This window comes from Actibacterium sp. XHP0104, from assembly GCF_025751515.1.
In the GTDB taxonomy this organism is placed as follows: Bacteria; Pseudomonadota; Alphaproteobacteria; order Rhodobacterales; family Rhodobacteraceae; genus Actibacterium_D.
This window is the reverse complement of record NZ_JAOWLE010000003.1, coordinates 137,784-152,361: the sequence shown is the minus strand read 5'-3', so window position 1 is coordinate 152,361 and position 14,578 is coordinate 137,784. Positions and strand designations below refer to the sequence as shown.

13 protein-coding genes are annotated in these 14,578 nt (G+C 64.2%); 4 read left to right on the top strand and 9 right to left on the bottom strand.

Translation table 11 applies throughout. The features are described from left to right. Nucleotides 1-58: 58 nt before the first annotated feature. The 4 genes from OE856_RS06925 to OE856_RS06910 form a co-directional block, all read right to left on the bottom strand. Nucleotides 59-934 (bottom strand): esterase-like activity of phytase family protein, encoded by an 876-nt coding sequence (locus OE856_RS06925; protein ID WP_263715341.1) that lies wholly within the window; start codon nt 932-934, stop codon nt 59-61. Next, a complete protein-coding gene (gene mepA / locus OE856_RS06920) occupies nt 907-1,803 on the bottom strand; it encodes a penicillin-insensitive murein endopeptidase (protein ID WP_263715340.1) in 897 nt (298 codons plus the stop codon). The genes OE856_RS06925 and mepA overlap by 28 nt, the downstream gene beginning before the upstream one ends. Further along, complete coding sequence (locus OE856_RS06915; RefSeq protein WP_263715339.1) at nt 1,770-3,143, bottom strand: MFS transporter; 1,374 nt, start codon at nt 3,141-3,143, stop codon at nt 1,770-1,772. Before OE856_RS06915 ends, mepA begins: the two co-directional genes overlap by 34 nt. A 74-nt stretch (nt 3,144-3,217) precedes the next feature. Beyond that, complete coding sequence (locus tag OE856_RS06910) at nt 3,218-3,748, bottom strand: acyl-CoA thioesterase (protein WP_263715338.1); 531 nt, start codon at nt 3,746-3,748, stop codon at nt 3,218-3,220. A 128-nt stretch (nt 3,749-3,876) separates the two neighbouring features. On the opposite strand from OE856_RS06910, the gene OE856_RS06905 reads away from it, so the two are divergent. From OE856_RS06905 to yaaA, 3 genes are all read left to right on the top strand, one after another. After that, the gene (locus tag OE856_RS06905; protein WP_263715337.1) at nt 3,877-4,167 is read left to right on the top strand and encodes a YggT family protein; all 291 of its coding nucleotides are present in this window, start codon (nt 3,877-3,879) and stop codon (nt 4,165-4,167) included. Between the two features lie 72 nt (nt 4,168-4,239). Continuing rightward, entirely contained in the window at nt 4,240-6,279 is a 2,040-nt protein-coding gene (gene recQ / locus OE856_RS06900; protein WP_263715336.1) for a DNA helicase RecQ, read from the top strand. Next, nucleotides 6,280-7,053, top strand: a complete 774-nt coding sequence (yaaA, locus tag OE856_RS06895) for a peroxide stress protein YaaA (protein ID WP_263715335.1) — start codon at nt 6,280-6,282, stop codon at nt 7,051-7,053. It begins immediately after the preceding gene. On the opposite strand, the gene OE856_RS06890 is transcribed toward yaaA, so the two are convergent. From OE856_RS06890 to OE856_RS06875, 4 genes are all read right to left on the bottom strand, one after another. After that, a complete protein-coding gene (locus OE856_RS06890) occupies nt 7,038-9,551 on the bottom strand; it encodes a response regulator (protein WP_263715334.1) in 2,514 nt (837 codons plus the stop codon). The genes yaaA and OE856_RS06890 overlap by 16 nt on opposite strands. Nucleotides 9,552-9,692: 141 nt before the next feature. Further along, nucleotides 9,693-10,868 (bottom strand): acetyl-CoA C-acyltransferase family protein, encoded by a 1,176-nt coding sequence (locus tag OE856_RS06885; RefSeq protein ID WP_263715333.1) that lies wholly within the window; start codon nt 10,866-10,868, stop codon nt 9,693-9,695. A gap of 115 nt (nt 10,869-10,983) precedes the next feature. Continuing rightward, complete coding sequence (locus OE856_RS06880; RefSeq protein ID WP_263715332.1) at nt 10,984-11,406, bottom strand: MarR family winged helix-turn-helix transcriptional regulator; 423 nt, start codon at nt 11,404-11,406, stop codon at nt 10,984-10,986. A gap of 30 nt (nt 11,407-11,436) precedes the next feature. Beyond that, a complete protein-coding gene (locus OE856_RS06875) occupies nt 11,437-12,369 on the bottom strand; it encodes a LysR family transcriptional regulator (RefSeq protein ID WP_263715331.1) in 933 nt (310 codons plus the stop codon). 127 nt (nt 12,370-12,496) lie between these two features. On the opposite strand from OE856_RS06875, the gene OE856_RS06870 reads away from it, so the two are divergent. Next, the gene (locus OE856_RS06870; RefSeq protein WP_263715330.1) at nt 12,497-12,874 is read left to right on the top strand and encodes a hypothetical protein; all 378 of its coding nucleotides are present in this window, start codon (nt 12,497-12,499) and stop codon (nt 12,872-12,874) included. 69 nt (nt 12,875-12,943) lie between these two features. Here the strand turns inward: OE856_RS06870 and serA are convergent, their stop codons facing one another. Continuing rightward, nucleotides 12,944-14,536, bottom strand: coding sequence for a phosphoglycerate dehydrogenase (gene serA, locus OE856_RS06865; RefSeq protein ID WP_263715329.1), 1,593 nt, complete (start codon nt 14,534-14,536; stop codon nt 12,944-12,946). Nucleotides 14,537-14,578: the final 42 nt, after the last annotated feature.

Genomic DNA, 14,578 nt, shown 5'->3' with positions numbered 1-14,578 from the left:
CTTGGCCCGCCAACGCGGCGGACGCGCCCGTCTAACGCCGCCGGGGCCGCAAATCAAGTCACTCGTTCACGGTGAACTCGACAAATTCGGTGCGCTGGAAAAACTTGTAGTTGTCGTCCGAAATCGCGATCAGCCGGGTTTTGCCATCCTCATCGCGCCACGCGGCCAGGCCCTCAAGGTTGTCATACTGACCCGGCTGCGAGGTCATCAGAACCTCTTCGCCGGCAAAACCGTCCTCGCCCAGCTGCCACCGCCGAATGCGCGAGCTGAAGCCCCGTGCGCCGTGAAAATCGCGCTCGAGCAGATAGAACCACCCGTCCGGCCCGAAATCGGCGCCCACCGGGCGAAAGCCGTCACGTTTGGGCAGATGCAGAATCTGCGACCAGGCGCCGTCGCGAAACACGAACACCCGCCAGCTGCGCGGCGAAATCTTGTCGACCTCGGGGATGACAAAAAGCGCGCCGTCCGGGTCGATGGCCAGCGCCTCAAGCCCCTGATTGGCGTTAAAGCCGCGAAACTCCCACGTCATGGGCAGATACTCGGGCGGGCCGGATATGTCGCCATAGCGCCAGACCCGCGCGTCCAGCTCGAATGACACATAGACCGTGTCGTCCTCGGCGATGGCCAGCCCCTCGGCATCGCGTTGCATGGCGTCAACCGGCGTGCCGAGGATGTTTTGCATCGGCCCCAGAGTGCTGTCCCGCACCGCCAAGGGCATGTCGCCCGCACGGCTGAACCGGCCCGTCAGGAAAAACCCTGCATCCGAGATTGCGGTGAATTCGGTGCCATCGGCGCTGACCTCCAGCCCGGAAAAGCCGCCAAAGCCGGGGCGATCATCCTGCCATTCCCAGTATGCGGTCTGGGTCAGGGCCTGGGCCGTAGCCCCGCCCGCCCACAGGGCCGCGATCAGCGCGACGACAAAACATGCGCGCATTGGCGGGGCAAATCCTGCATGGTGTAATCGCGCGCCCCGCGTTTGCGCGGCGTGGGTTTCGACGGTTTCGGTGCGGGCTTGGGCGGGGCCAGGTAATCGGTCACCCACCATTCCAGAGACTTGTCGCAACCATCGCCGCCCTTCGACAGTTCGGCCACGCTGGGCCGCTGGGTTTCGCAGTCCTGCGATCCGGGCGGGCATTTCAGCCGCACGTGGAAATGGGTGTTGTGACCATAAAGCGGGCGGATCTTTTGCAGCCAAACCTTGTCCGACCGCGTGGCAACCTTGCACATCTCGATCTTGACCGGCGCGGTGATAAAGATGCGGTCGACCGCCGGGTCCATCGCCGCCGCCTTCAAGATCTCGTAATGCGCGCGGGTGAAATTGCCGTTCACGCGGCGCTGATCCTTGCTGCGCAGGTCCAGCGAGCTGATCTTTTCGCGCTCGGACCGCGACAGATTCAGCCGCTTGGCCGGCAGCAGCCAGATGTCGATATCCAGCCCGATCTGGTGCGAGCTGTGCCCGCTGGTCATCGGGCCGCCGCGCGGCTGGCTGATGTCACCGATGTAAAGGCCTTTCCATCCGGGCTGGGTCGCGGCCTGGGCGCTGAGGCGCTGGATGAACGCGATCGCGTCGGGGTGGCCCCAGTTGCGGTTGCGGCTCAGGCGCATGGCCTGCCACGTCGGCCCGGTTTCGGGCAGTTGCACCAGCCCCGCGCCGCATCCCTTGGCATAGGTGCCAATCGGCGCCGGCGCCTGTTGCGAGGCACGGCTGACCGCGCCGAATAACTGGTTGGCCTTTTGCTCTGCTGCCGTGGCCCATCCTGTCGTCAGAATCAGGATGAGGGCCGCGAGGAATGTCCTGCCCATTGATCTGCCTGTTCACCATCTGCCTTGACCCAGCGTAGCAGGTACAGACCAATAATAAAGAGCACGATCAGCGGCGTGATGCCCAGTTGCTGAGATCCGCTTATGTCGGTGGCCAGCCCGATCGACAGCGGCGCCAGAAACGAGCTGGCCTTGCCCGCCAGCGCATACAGGCCAAAGCCCTCGGTCTCGCGGCCGGGAATGGCCTGGCGCACCATCATCGTGCGGCTGGCCGATTGCAGCGCCCCGCCGGCCGCCCCGATCAGCGCGCCCAGCACGTAAAAGGTCACGTCGGGCAGGGCTGAATCCGGCTCGACCGCCATGCCCAGCACGCTGTCACGCGACACGAAGATCACCGCCAGGGCCACCAGGGTCAGAACCACGATCGTGACCGCGATCACCGGCTTGGGGCCGAAGTATTCATCGGCATGGCCGCCGATCCAGGCGAAAACCGCCCCCGTCACCGCCGCGATGATGCCGAAAATGCCCACATCGACCGGTGTCCAGCCCAGGGTGCCGGCGGCGTAGATGCCGCCGAACACATACATCCCGTTCAGCGCGTCGCGATAGAACATGCTGGATCCGAGATAGGCAAAGAGGCTGCGGTTGTCGGGCAGGTGCCGCAAGGTGGTCTTGAGCTCGGGCAGGGCCGATTGCACGGCCTGCCGCATGGTCAGCCGGTCGGGGTTGCGCGGCTCGCGTACCCACAGGAAAAACGGCACCATAAAGACGATATACCAAAGCGCCGTGAACGGCCCCACGGCGCGGGTGCCTTCGCGGGTCTCGGGGTCAAGGCCAAGGATCGGATCGCGCCCGATCAGGGTCTGCCCGGTTTCGGGGCTTTCCTGAATCAGCGTCAGCATCAGCACCAGCGCCAGCACCCCGCCCACATAACCCAGCGCCCAGCCATTGCCGGAAATGCGGCCGATCTCGGCCCGGGTGCCCAGATTGGGCAGCATCGCGTTGGTAAAGATCGTGGCGAATTCCATCCCCACCAGCCCGACACCGAAAAACAGCAGCGTCAGCGTCAGGTTGAAATCACCTGGCTGCGCATACCACAGCCCGCAGGCGCCCACGACATAAAGCAGCGAAAACAGCCAGATGAACCGCAGCCGCCCGCCGGCCCGGTCGGCAATCGCGCCCAACACCGGCGCCAGCAGCGCGATGATCAGCCCGGCCGCGCCCACGCCATAGCCCCAGGCCGCCTGCGCGGCGGTGCCGTCGCCCACCAGTTCCTTGACATAGGGCGCAAAGATAAAGGTCAGCAGCAGGGTGTTATAGGGCTGCGAGGCCCAGTCGAAGAAGTACCAGCCCCAGATGCGCCGTGCGGCGTTCGGTTTCATCCCATACCTCACTGAGTGTCCCGCGCCTGTTTATGGCCTCTTGGTGCTTCGCTGCGCAAGCGAAACCCGAGGGATTAGGAAACCGGGGGCCAGGGGCGCAGGTTCTCGGCATCACACCAGGCCTGCACCCAATCGGGCAGGTCCGGCGATTGCGTGTTCCAGCCCAGGATGCGCGCGATCTCGGCGGGCGCCACAATCCCCTGCGCGCCCACGATAGCCACGCGATACAATGCCTCATTCGCGCATTCGCCCCGCCGCCACATGGATTGCGGAATATAATAGAATCGGGCATCCCATCCGATCAGGGTCGACCGCATCTCGATGCGATCGAGCAATTTGATCCGCTTGCGATAGCGCACCGAAGCCCCCGCAATCGCGGGGCCCCAGCCATTTTGCTTGCACAGATTGATAATGCCATTGCGATCAATCAGCGATAGCCGCCCAAAGTCGAACAGGGTCAGCGTGCGACCGTTGTTGAGCTCGTTCCAGATGTCCAGATCGCCGGGCAGGCACAAATGATGCGAGACATGGGTTTCGCCCGGCCCCAACGCACCTGCGTTGCGATGCTTGATCCGTTCCATGGCCATGCGAAAAAATGGGTACATGCGCGCTCTCCTTTGACTGTCAAACACCAAGCCAGGGGCGCTGCGTCAAGCTGAACCTTGCGCAAAGCGGTTGTCATGCCGGGCATTCGCCCTTACCTGTTGAGCGTCACAACGCAGGCAAAACCCGAATGTACGAGATTTACCGTTTTCTCCAGCTGATCCTCGATGTCGTCTATTTCGTGATGATCGCGCATATCATCCTCAGCTGGCTGATCGCCTTTCAGGTGCTCAACCCGCGTCAGGCGGGCGTGGCCCAGATCTGGGATGGCCTGAACCGCCTGCTGGAACCGATCTATGGCCGCATCCGCCGCGTTCTGCCCCAAACGGGCAACCTGGATCTGGCGCCGCTGGTGGCGTTCATCGCGGTGATCGCCCTGCAAAGCATCTTTCTGCCCGCGATCTTCAACGCCCTGATCTAGGGCAGGGGTTGCCGACCCGGTCCCGACATGGGATTGTCTGAAAAAACCCGAGCAGACAGTCCCGACAGGCCCATGCCCCGCGCAGAAGAGCTCTTAGCCTCCGTATTCGGATTCACCGGGTTTCGCCCCGGTCAGGCCGAAATCGTGTCTGCCGTGACGGCGGGCCGCAACACCCTGGCCATCATGCCGACGGGTGGCGGTAAATCGCTGTGCTTCCAGCTGCCGGCGCTGTGCCGTGACGGGGTGACGGTGGTGATCTCGCCGCTGATCGCCCTGATGCGCGATCAGGTGCGCGCGTTGCGCGAGGCGGGCGTGGCCGCCGGGGCGTTGACCTCTGGCAATACCGAGGACGAAACCGATGCCGTCTTTCGCGCGCTCGACGCGGGCGAGCTAAAGCTGCTGTACATGGCGCCCGAGCGGCTGGCCTCTGGCGGCACGCTGAACATGCTGCGCCGCATCGGCGTGTCGCTGATCGCCGTGGACGAGGCCCACTGCGTATCGCAATGGGGGCACGATTTCCGCCCCGATTACCTGCGTATCGGCGAATTGCGCCGCACGCTGAACGTGCCGCTGGCCGCCTTTACCGCCACCGCCGATGCCGAAACCCGCGATGAAATCGTCGCGCGGCTGTTTGATGGCACGCCGCCCGAAACCTTTCTGCGCGGGTTTGACCGGCCCAACATCCACCTGTCGTTCGAGGTCAAGGACAACCCCCGCCGCCAGATCTTGGCCTATGCCGCCGCCCGCAAGGGCCAGTCGGGCATCGTCTATTGCGGCACCCGCGCGAAAACCGAAAGCCTGGCCCGCGCCCTGTCGGATGCCGGGCACCTGGCCTGCCATTACCACGGCGGGATGGAGGCCCCCGACCGCCGCATTGTCGAGGAACGGTTCCAGACCGAGGACGGCCTGATCGTCGTCGCCACCGTGGCCTTTGGCATGGGCGTCGACAAACCCGATATCCGCTGGGTGGCCCATGCCGACCTGCCGAAATCGATTGAATCCTACTATCAGGAAATCGGCCGCGCGGGCCGTGACGGCGCCCCGGCCGAAGCCTTTACCCTGTTCGGCCCCGAAGACATCCGCCTGCGCCGCAGCCAGATCGACGAAAGCCTGGCGCCTCCTGAACGGCGTTCGGCGGATCATGCCCGCCTGAATGCCCTGCTGGGTCTGGCCGAGGCGCAACTTTGCCGCCGGCAAACCCTGCTGGCCTATTTCGGCGAGGACGCCGCGCCCTGCGGCAACTGTGATCTGTGCGATACCCCCGCCGATCTGTTCGACGGCACCGAGGCCGTGCGCAAGGCGCTGTCGGCCATCCTGCGCACGGGCGAATATTTCGGCACCGGCCATCTGATTGACATCCTGACCGGCAACGACACCGACAAGGTGCGCGCCCGCAGCCACGATATGCTGCCCACATTCGGCGTCGGGCGAGAGTTCGACAAACGCGGCTGGCAGGCCGTGTTCCGCCAGATGATGGGGCAAGATCTGGTCCGCCCCGACCCCGAACGCCACGGCGCCCTGCGCATGACCGAGGCCGCTCGCCCCATCCTGCGCGGCGAGGCCGAGATCACCCTGCGCCGCGATACGATTCGCAAGGCCAAGGCCGGGCCGGTGGTGAAAACGCTGGTCTCGGACGAGGACGCGCCGCTGTTGTCGGCGCTCAAGGCCCGCCGCCGCGCCTTTGCCGAGGAGGCCGGCCTGCCCGCCTATATGGTGTTCAACGACCGCACCCTGATCGAGATGGCCGAACAGCGCCCGCAAACCTTGGACGACATGGCCCGCATCAGCGGCGTCGGTGCGAAAAAGCTGGAACGCTACGGCGCGGCTTTTCTGGCGGTCATCACCGGCGAGACCACGCCCGATCTGCACCCCGCCCGGCGCAAGCTGGCCGGGCGTTCAGCGGGTGACCTGTATGACCGGCTGATGCAGACCCAGACCGATCTGGCGCGCGGGGCCGACGGGCTGGAAAAACCGCTCAGCTGCTCAACCGCACAGCTGGCCAAGCTGGCCGAGCAGCGCCCCGCCAACCTCGAGGCGCTGACCCGCCTGCTGGGCGACCGCCGGGCCGAACGGTTCGGCGCCGCGTTTCTTGATGTGTTGCAGGAGGGCTGAATGCTTGTCGTGATCTCCCCCGCCAAACGGCTGGACCTGTCGCAGCAGGGCGGCGATCTGACCACGCCAGAATTTGCCGCCGATGCCGTTGCGCTGGCCGCTGTCGCCAATGATCTGGGCGCGCCGGCGCTCAAGACACTGATGGCGATCAGCGATAACCTGGCCCGTCTGAACGCCGACCGCTTTGCCGCGTTTCAGGCCGCCCCCGCGCCTGCCGACCTACACCCCGCGATCCGCATTTTCGCGGGCGACACCTATGCCGGGCTCGAGGCCGCGACGCTGGACGACGACGCGCTGCGCTGGGCGCAGGGGCATCTGCGCATCCTGTCGGGGCTTTACGGCCTGCTGCGCCCGATGGATGGCATCCAGCCCTATCGCCTTGAAATGGGCAGCCGCCTGAAAACCGCACGTGGCGCCAACCTTTACGACTATTGGGGTGACCGCCTGGCGCGAGCGCTGAACGACACGGCCACGGCCGCGGAAACCGATGTCTTGGTCAATTGCGCCTCGGTCGAATATTTCGGCGCGGTCGACCCCGCCGCGCTGCGCCCGCGGGTCATCACCCCGGTTTTCATGGAGGAACGCGCCGGAAAGGCCAAGATCGTCAGCTTTTTCGCCAAAAAGGCGCGCGGCGCCATGGCGCGGTTCATCTGCGAAAACCGCCTGACCGATGCGCGGGCCCTGCGCGAATTCGACAGCGGCGGCTATCGCTACCGCGCCGACATGTCCGATGGCGACCGCTGGGTTTTCCTGCGCGACTACCCCGAGGCCTGAGCCGCGACCGTCAGATCCTCGCAGCCCTCGGGCCAATAGCGGTGGATCATCTCGTGGATGGCATCCTTGCTTAGCGGTTTCGTCAGATAGTGATCCAGCCCGGCGGCAAGTATGTCCTCGGCATCGCCTTCCATCGCATGGGCCGTCATGGCGACGATCGGCACTCGTGGCGCGCCACTGTCCCGTTCGGCGGTACGAATGGCACGGGTCGCGGTTTTGCCATCCATGATCGGCATCGAGATATCCATGAAGATCAGATCGGGCGGCTGTTCGGCGTGGGCGGCAACGGCCTCTTCTCCGTTTTCCACGAAATGCAGGTCGAGGTTCAGCCCCTTGAGCATCTTGCTGAATACCAGCCGGTTGGTGCGGTTGTCCTCGGCGGCAAGCACCCGCATCGGGCGGCATTCCCGCGCCTGTTTGCGCACCGGCCCCAGCGTGGCGACCATGTCATATAACGACCGCCGCAACACCGGTTTGGTCATGACCGCCGTCGCCCCCTGACCCGAGGCCCGCAGCCCGGTCGGGTTTGAACTGAGCAACAGGATCGGCGTTTCATCGCCCGCCTCGCGCAGCCGCCGGGCAAAATCGCGCCCGCTGAGGCCCGGCATCCGATCGTCGGTCACGATCAGATCGGGCCTGTCGCCGGTATCCAGCGCCTCTTGCGCCAGATCGGCATTGCGATAGCAGCTGACCGTCAGGCCCATCTGTTCCAACTGCCGTTCCAGGATGGTTCGGTTGATGTCTTGGTCGTCGATCACCATCGCGGTGCGAAAACTGGTGGCGGGCAGGGCGACATGCGGTTCGATCTCTTCGGCAAGGGGCAGCGACAGCGCGACGCCAAAGCAACTGCCCTGGCCCTTTTCGGAATCGACCCAGATTTCTCCGCCCATCATCTCGACCAGCTGCCGGGTGATGGCCAGGCCCAGGCCGGTGCCCTCGAACTTGCGGTTCTGCTGATCCTCGACCTGGTTGAATTCGCCAAAGATGTGATCCTGCATATCGGGCGCGATGCCGATGCCGGTATCCTCGACGGTCAGGTGAATCTGGCGGCTGCCCGGCGCCTCGCCCTCGAACCCGACCACGCGGATCAGGACGTGGCCCTCTTGGGTGAACTTGACCGCATTGCCGATCAGGTTGGTCAAAATCTGCCGGATACGCCCCGGATCGCCCAGATAGCAGGTTGGCATGAACAGGTCATAGTCGATCAGCAACGCGACAGCCTTGTCATGAGCGGTGGCCTGCAACAGCATCACCACCTCGTGGATGGTGCGTTCCAGATCGAAAGGCTCGGGGAAGAGGTTCAGCTTGGCCGCCTCGATTTTCGAGTAATCCAGCACGTCATTCAGCAGCCCCAATAGCGCGCCGCCCGAATTGCGGATGGTTTCGGCGTAAAGGCGCTGTTCTTCGCTCAGCGTGGTGTCGCATAGCAGCTCGGCCATGCCGACGACGCCGTTCATGGGGGTGCGCAATTCGTGGCTCATATTGGCCAGAAAGGCCGATTTCGCGCGGTTGGCGGCCTCGGCGGCGACGCGGGCGTCATCAAGCGCGGATTGCTGTTCCTTCTGGTCGGTGATGTCGACGCGCAGGCCGACGCGGCCGCCATCGGGCGTCTGCTTTTCCAGGATGCGCAGCCAGCGGCCGTCGGCCAGGTGCTGTTCGATCACACCGTCGGCTTTCTGGTGGCGGATCATCCGTTCGGCCAGCCATTCCTCTTCGCGGCCGATGCCTTCGTGGTATTGACCGCGTTCCAGCCCGTAGCGCAGGATTTCCTCAAATGTCGTGCCGGGCTGCATTGCGGGGGCGCTGTCGGAATAGATCTGGCGATAGCGGTCGTTGCACATGACCAGCCGATCTTCGTTGTCGTAAAGGACAAACCCGTCGGGCACAGCCTCGACCGCGGCCCACATGCGCATCATGTCGGTCTGGTTCAGGTGCAGACAGACCATGTCGCCGCCCGGCGTGCGGCGTTCGATCTGGCGGATATATTGCCCGTTCCACAGGCGCACCACCGTATCTGGCACCGGGTCTTGATCCCAGCGCGTCAGCGCGCGGGCCACCCAGTCGGCGCGCGACAGGCCCTGGGTGTCGATGATGCCCTCATCGGCCATCAACTGGATGATCTCGGCATAGCTGGCGCCGATGCGCACATCCTCTAGCCCGTCGAACATGCCCAGATAGGCCGGGTTGGCGGCGACCAGACGGTTATCGGCGTCAAACACCGCAAAGCCGTCATGGATGGTTTCCAGCGAATCCCACAGCCGCCGTTCAGCGATGGCATAGGCGGTGCTGACCTCGCGCAGCTCCTCGGCGATCTGGGTGTTCTGCCCGCGCAGTTTCTCGGCCTGCTGGCGGGTTTCGACGATCTCGTCGGACAGGTGGCGCGCATGTTGCGACAGCTTGGCGTTGGCGTCGAACAGCTCGCGGGTTTTTTGGTCCAACAGGCGCTCTGCGGCCAGCCTGCCGCGCCGTTCCTCTGCAAGCTTGTCTTCGAGGTTCATGGCGTAACCCGTTGTTCATCTCCTGCTTCCTCTATGGGGGCGACAGGGTGAAGACAGGGTTAACGGCCCAAAAGAAAACCGGACCGCGTTGCCGCGATCCGGTCGGGTTCTGTCAGGGGCGCGCCTGGGCGCGCCGCCGGATTAGACGCGCTCGATCGCGAGGGCGATGCCCTGACCGCCGCCGATGCACATGGTGACGATGGCACGCGAGCCGCCGATGCGCTCCAGCTCGTACAGAGCCTTGACGGTGAGGATCGCGCCGGTGGCGCCCAGCGGGTGACCCAGGGCGATCGCGCCGCCGTTCGGGTTCACCTTGGCGGCATCCAGGCCCAGGCCCTTGTTCACGGCCAACGCCTGAGCGGCAAAGGCTTCGTTGCTTTCGATCAGGTCGAAATCGGCAATGGTCAGGCCGGTGCGGGCCATCAGGTTTTCCACGGCCGGGATCGGGCCGGTGCCCATGATGTCGGGGCGGACACCCGAAATGGTATAGCCCAGCAGGCGGGCCATCGGCTTGAGGCCGGCCTTTTCGGCGGCGTCTTCGCGGGCCAGCACAACAGCGGCGGCGCCGTCGTTCAGACCCGAGGCGTTACCGGCGGTCACCGAACCATCCTTGCGGAAGGCCGCGCGCAGCGCGCCCAGTTTCTCAAGGGTGGTGCCTTTGGGATGCTCGTCGGTGTCGAAATCCACCATGTCGCGGCGCACTTTGACCTGAACCGGGGTGATCTGCGACTTGAAGCGGCCCTCGGCGATGGCACGAGCGGCGCGTTCCTGGCTTTCCAGCGCAAAGGCATCCTGCTGATCGCGGGTGATGCCGAATTCGCCGGCGACGTTCTCGGCGGTCACACCCATGTGGCCGGTGCCAAACGGGCAGGTCAGGGCGCCGACCATCATGTCGGTCGCGCCGGCGTCACCCATTTTCTGGCCCCAGCGCATGCCGGGCAGCGAGTAGGGGGCGCGGCTCATGCTCTCGGCACCACCGGCCAGACCGAAATCGGCATCGCCCATCATCAGCGACTGGGCAACCGACACGATCGCCTGGGCGCCCGAACCGCACAGACGGTTCACGTTCATCGCGGTGGCGGTTTCCGGCACACCGGCCTCGATCGACGAGGCGCGGCTGAGATACATATCGCGCGGCTCGGTGTTGATGACGTGGCCCATCACCACGTTGCCAATCTGTCCACCCTCGACGCCAGCGCGTTCAATCGCGGCTTTGGACGCAACGGTGGCAAGCTGAATGGCCGAAGTATTGGCCAGCGAGCCGCCGAAGGTGCCAATTGCGGTGCGGGCTGCACCAAGAATCACGATACCGGTCATGCCGATCTCCCCCTTTTAAAAGATTCGCTTATGTTTAGCCGCTCGGTTCGCTTAACGGCAAGCTAATCAAGCGGCTATGATGGGCTGTCCGGCGTTTTTCTGTGGGAAAAATGATTTAACGCTGAACCAACTTGTCCAGGTATGCGCGAAAATCCGCCTCGTGGTCGCCCAACAAGGTCAGCAATTCGGACTGATAGGCGTTGGCAATTGGAATTATGCGACCTATCAGATCGTGCCCCGCAGGCGTCAGGCTAAGCTTGACAAGGCGTCGGTCGGCGCTGTCGGTGACCTTGTGGATATAGCCCGCAGACTCTAGCCGGGTCGCCGCGCGCGACACCTTGGACTTGTCCATGTCGACCTTGCGGTGGATTTCCCGCACCGACACCTCGCTGGCCTGGGACAGATGCGCCAGCACGCGCCATTCGGGGATGCTTAGCCCGAACTCGGTGCGATAGCGGCTGGCAAATTCCTTGCTGATCCGCGACGCGGTTACGGACAGCACATAAGGGAGAAAGCGGTCGAGGGCGAATTGTTCCATTCTGGAATAATTACAGGACTTTGCGTTCGGTCAAGCGTCCAGTCGGTGCAGCGCGTCTTTGACCTGCCGGCGCAGCCAGATTTGCGGGGGCGCGCCGGTAAGGCGCCGGTGCCAGCCCATGTGCAGCGGAATCGGTGGAATTTCGAAAGGCGGGGGGTAGATATCCAGCCCCAGCGGCCCCGCCATATGATGCGCCACCTGATGCGGCACCAGCGCGATAAAGTCGCTTTGGGCCACCGCGTTGCACACCCCCACGAAGGCCGGCATCGTCATCACCACGTCGCGCGTGCGGCCGATTTGGTCCAGCACCGTGTCGCTGAGCCCGCGCAGGCTGCCATCGGGTGAAAACAGGATCTGGCCGATGCCGCAAAACAGATCAAGCGGGATGCCATGCCCGGGCGCGATACCCGCCCCGGCCAGATGGGCATTGCCCTGGCGCGCGATCACCACCAGGCGCGATTCCAGCACTTGTTCGTGCTCTAGCCAGTCGGGAAACCGGGTTTCCGGTAGCAGCGCCAGGTCGACAGAGGGATCTTCGAGCGCGTGATATTCCTCGCCGGGATGGATGTTGGTCATCTGGATCTTGATCCCCGGCGCCAAGCGCGACAGCGCATCGGCCAGGTGCGGCATCAGCAACTGGGAAAAGAAATCGGCGCCCGAGATCCGAAACCTGTGCCGCGCGGTGGCGGGGTCAAAGGCGGGCGGTCCGGCCAGCAAAGCTTCTAGCTGTCCCAGGATATCGGTCAGCGGCGCCTCAAGCGAGCGGGCGAAGTCGGTCGCCACCAGCCGCTGCCCCTGCCGCACGAACAGCGGGTCGCCCAAGGCGTGGCGCAGCCGCCCCAGCGCCGCTGACACCGCAGGTTGCGACAGGCCGATCCGCTGCCCGGCGCGCACGGTCGATCCTTCGCGCAGCAGCGCATCGAGAACCCGCAGCAGGTTGAGATCGAAGCCAGATAAATTCATGTTGGTAATTATAAATATACTATCAATCAATTTCATCAATTAATTGCGGTTTGGCACACTGCCCCCGCTGCCCGACACATGAACCAGATCCGCACAAGGCGGGCGGGGCAGCGGGAAAGGACTGCACATGAGAGGAATACCGTTCTACTTTTTTGCCGCCGCGGTGATCTGCGTGACCTGCGGCATGGGGCTGGGCATCGCCATGGCCGCATCTGGCGATCACGCGCTGGGCGGCGCGCATGCCCACCTGAATCTGGTGGGCTGGGCGACGATGGCGTTGTTCGGGGTCTATTATTACCTGACGCCCCAGGCGGCGAGGGCCGGGCTGGCGCGCATTCACCTGCTGTTGGCGATCGGGGGCGTGGTGCTGATGGTGCCGGGTATCGCCATGGCGGTGATGCAAAAGGGCGAGGGGCTGGCCATCGCCGGGTCGATGATAACCGGCGCATCGATGCTGGTGTTTCTGGTCACGGTGCTGCGCCACGGGTTCGGCGCGCGCGCCTGAGCCGGGACCGAAACGGAAAAGCCCGCCGCGATACGCGGCGGGCCTATTTTCATCTTGCTGGCCTTGGGATCAGACGTCGAACTGCAGCGGGCGGATCTGCTGGAACAGGCCCGTGGCGTTCAGGTCGGCCACCACCTCGGCGGGCAGGGCCACGTCGAGGTACAGCATCGCGATCGCGCTGTCGCCCACGGCGGTGCGGCCCAGGGTAAAGTTCGCGATGTTCACGTTGTGCTTTGCCAGAACGCCGCCAAGGGTGCCGATGATGCCGGGCACGTCCTGGTTGGTGGTGTACAGCATGTGCTCGCCGATCTCGGCGTCGATGTTGATGCCCTTGATCTGGATGAAACGCGGCTTGCCATCCGAGAACACCGTACCCGCGATCGAGCGGGTGATGGTCGGGGTTTTGATCGTCAGCTTGATATAGCCTTCGAACACGCCCGAGGCCTCTTGCGTGGTTTTCGAGATCTGCATCCCGCGTTCACGTGCGACCACCGGGGCCGAAACCATGTTCACGTCGGGGTTGCCGGCCTTCATGATGCCCGCAACCGCGCCGCATTCCAGCGCGGCCAGGTTCATGGTCGCGGCCACACCGTCAAAGGTGATGTTCAGCTCTTCGACCGGCTCGTCGGTCAGCTGACCGATAAAGCTGCCCAGATGCTCGGCCAGTTTCAGCCAGGGGCCCATGACCTTGGCCTCTTCGGCGGTGACGGACGGCATGTTCAGCGCGTTGGTCACGGCGCCGGTCAGCAGGTAATCCGACATCTGCTCGGCAACTTGCAGGGCCACGTTTTCCTGGGCCTCCGAGGTCGAGGCGCCCAGGTGCGGGGTGCAGACAACGTTGGGCAGGTTGAACAGCGGGTTCTCGGTGGCGGGTTCGACCGAGAACACGTCAAAGCCGGCACCGGCCACATGGCCCGATTTCAGCATCTCGGCCAGCGCCTCTTCGTCAACCAGACCGCCACGGGCACAGTTGATGATACGCACGCCCTTCTTGGTCTTGGCCAGGTTTTCGCGCGACAGGATGTTACGGGTGCTGTCGGTCAGCGGCACGTGCAGGGTGATGAAATCGGCGCGCTTGAGCAGCGTGTCGAGATCGACCTTTTCAACGCCCAGCTCGTCGGCGCGTTCTTCCGACAGGTAGGGGTCGAACGCGATGACCTTCATCTTGAGGCCGCGGGCGCGGTCGCAGACGATGCCGCCGATGTTGCCGGCGCCGATCACGCCCAGGGTCTTGCTGGTCAGCTCGACACCCATGAATTTCGATTTTTCCCACTTGCCGGCATGGGTGCTGGCCGAGGCTTCGGGGATCTGGCGCGCCACGGCGAACATCATCGCGATCGCATGTTCGGCGGTGGTGATCATGTTGCCGAAGGGCGTGTTCATGACGATCACGCCTTTTTTCGAGGCGGCTGCCTTGTCGACGTTGTCGGTGCCGATACCGGCGCGGGCGACGACTTTCAGGTTGGTGGCGCTTTCCAGCAGCTTTTCGGTCACTTTGGTGGCCGAACGGATCGCCAGACCGTCATAGTCGCCGATCGCGGCGGCCAGCGCGTCTTTGTCCTTGCCCAGTTCGGGGCGGAAATCGACCTCGATGCCACGATCCTTGAAGATCTGGATGGCGGCGTCGGACAGCTTGTCGGAAATGAGAACTTTGGGTGCCATGGTCTCAGGCTCCTTGATAGGGAAATCTTTGGGAAAGAGCGG

Excerpts from the sequence above, each read along its gene's own strand:
- OE856_RS06925 (WP_263715341.1), bottom strand. The coding sequence starts at position 934 with ATGCGCGCATGTTTTGTCGTCGCGCTGATCGCGGCCCTGTGGGCGGGC.
- mepA (WP_263715340.1), bottom strand. The coding sequence starts at position 1,803 with ATGGGCAGGACATTCCTCGCGGCCCTCATCCTGATTCTGACGACAGGA.
- OE856_RS06915 (WP_263715339.1), bottom strand. The coding sequence starts at position 3,143 with ATGAAACCGAACGCCGCACGGCGCATCTGGGGCTGGTACTTCTTCGAC.
- OE856_RS06910 (WP_263715338.1), bottom strand. The coding sequence starts at position 3,748 with ATGTACCCATTTTTTCGCATGGCCATGGAACGGATCAAGCATCGCAAC.
- OE856_RS06905 (WP_263715337.1), top strand. The coding sequence starts at position 3,877 with ATGTACGAGATTTACCGTTTTCTCCAGCTGATCCTCGATGTCGTCTAT.
- recQ (WP_263715336.1), top strand. The coding sequence starts at position 4,240 with ATGCCCCGCGCAGAAGAGCTCTTAGCCTCCGTATTCGGATTCACCGGG.
- yaaA (WP_263715335.1), top strand. The coding sequence starts at position 6,280 with ATGCTTGTCGTGATCTCCCCCGCCAAACGGCTGGACCTGTCGCAGCAG.
- OE856_RS06890 (WP_263715334.1), bottom strand. The coding sequence starts at position 9,551 with ATGAACCTCGAAGACAAGCTTGCAGAGGAACGGCGCGGCAGGCTGGCC.
- OE856_RS06885 (WP_263715333.1), bottom strand. The coding sequence starts at position 10,868 with ATGACCGGTATCGTGATTCTTGGTGCAGCCCGCACCGCAATTGGCACC.
- OE856_RS06880 (WP_263715332.1), bottom strand. The coding sequence starts at position 11,406 with ATGGAACAATTCGCCCTCGACCGCTTTCTCCCTTATGTGCTGTCCGTA.
- OE856_RS06875 (WP_263715331.1), bottom strand. The coding sequence starts at position 12,369 with ATGAATTTATCTGGCTTCGATCTCAACCTGCTGCGGGTTCTCGATGCG.
- OE856_RS06870 (WP_263715330.1), top strand. The coding sequence starts at position 12,497 with ATGAGAGGAATACCGTTCTACTTTTTTGCCGCCGCGGTGATCTGCGTG.
- serA (WP_263715329.1), bottom strand. The coding sequence starts at position 14,536 with ATGGCACCCAAAGTTCTCATTTCCGACAAGCTGTCCGACGCCGCCATC.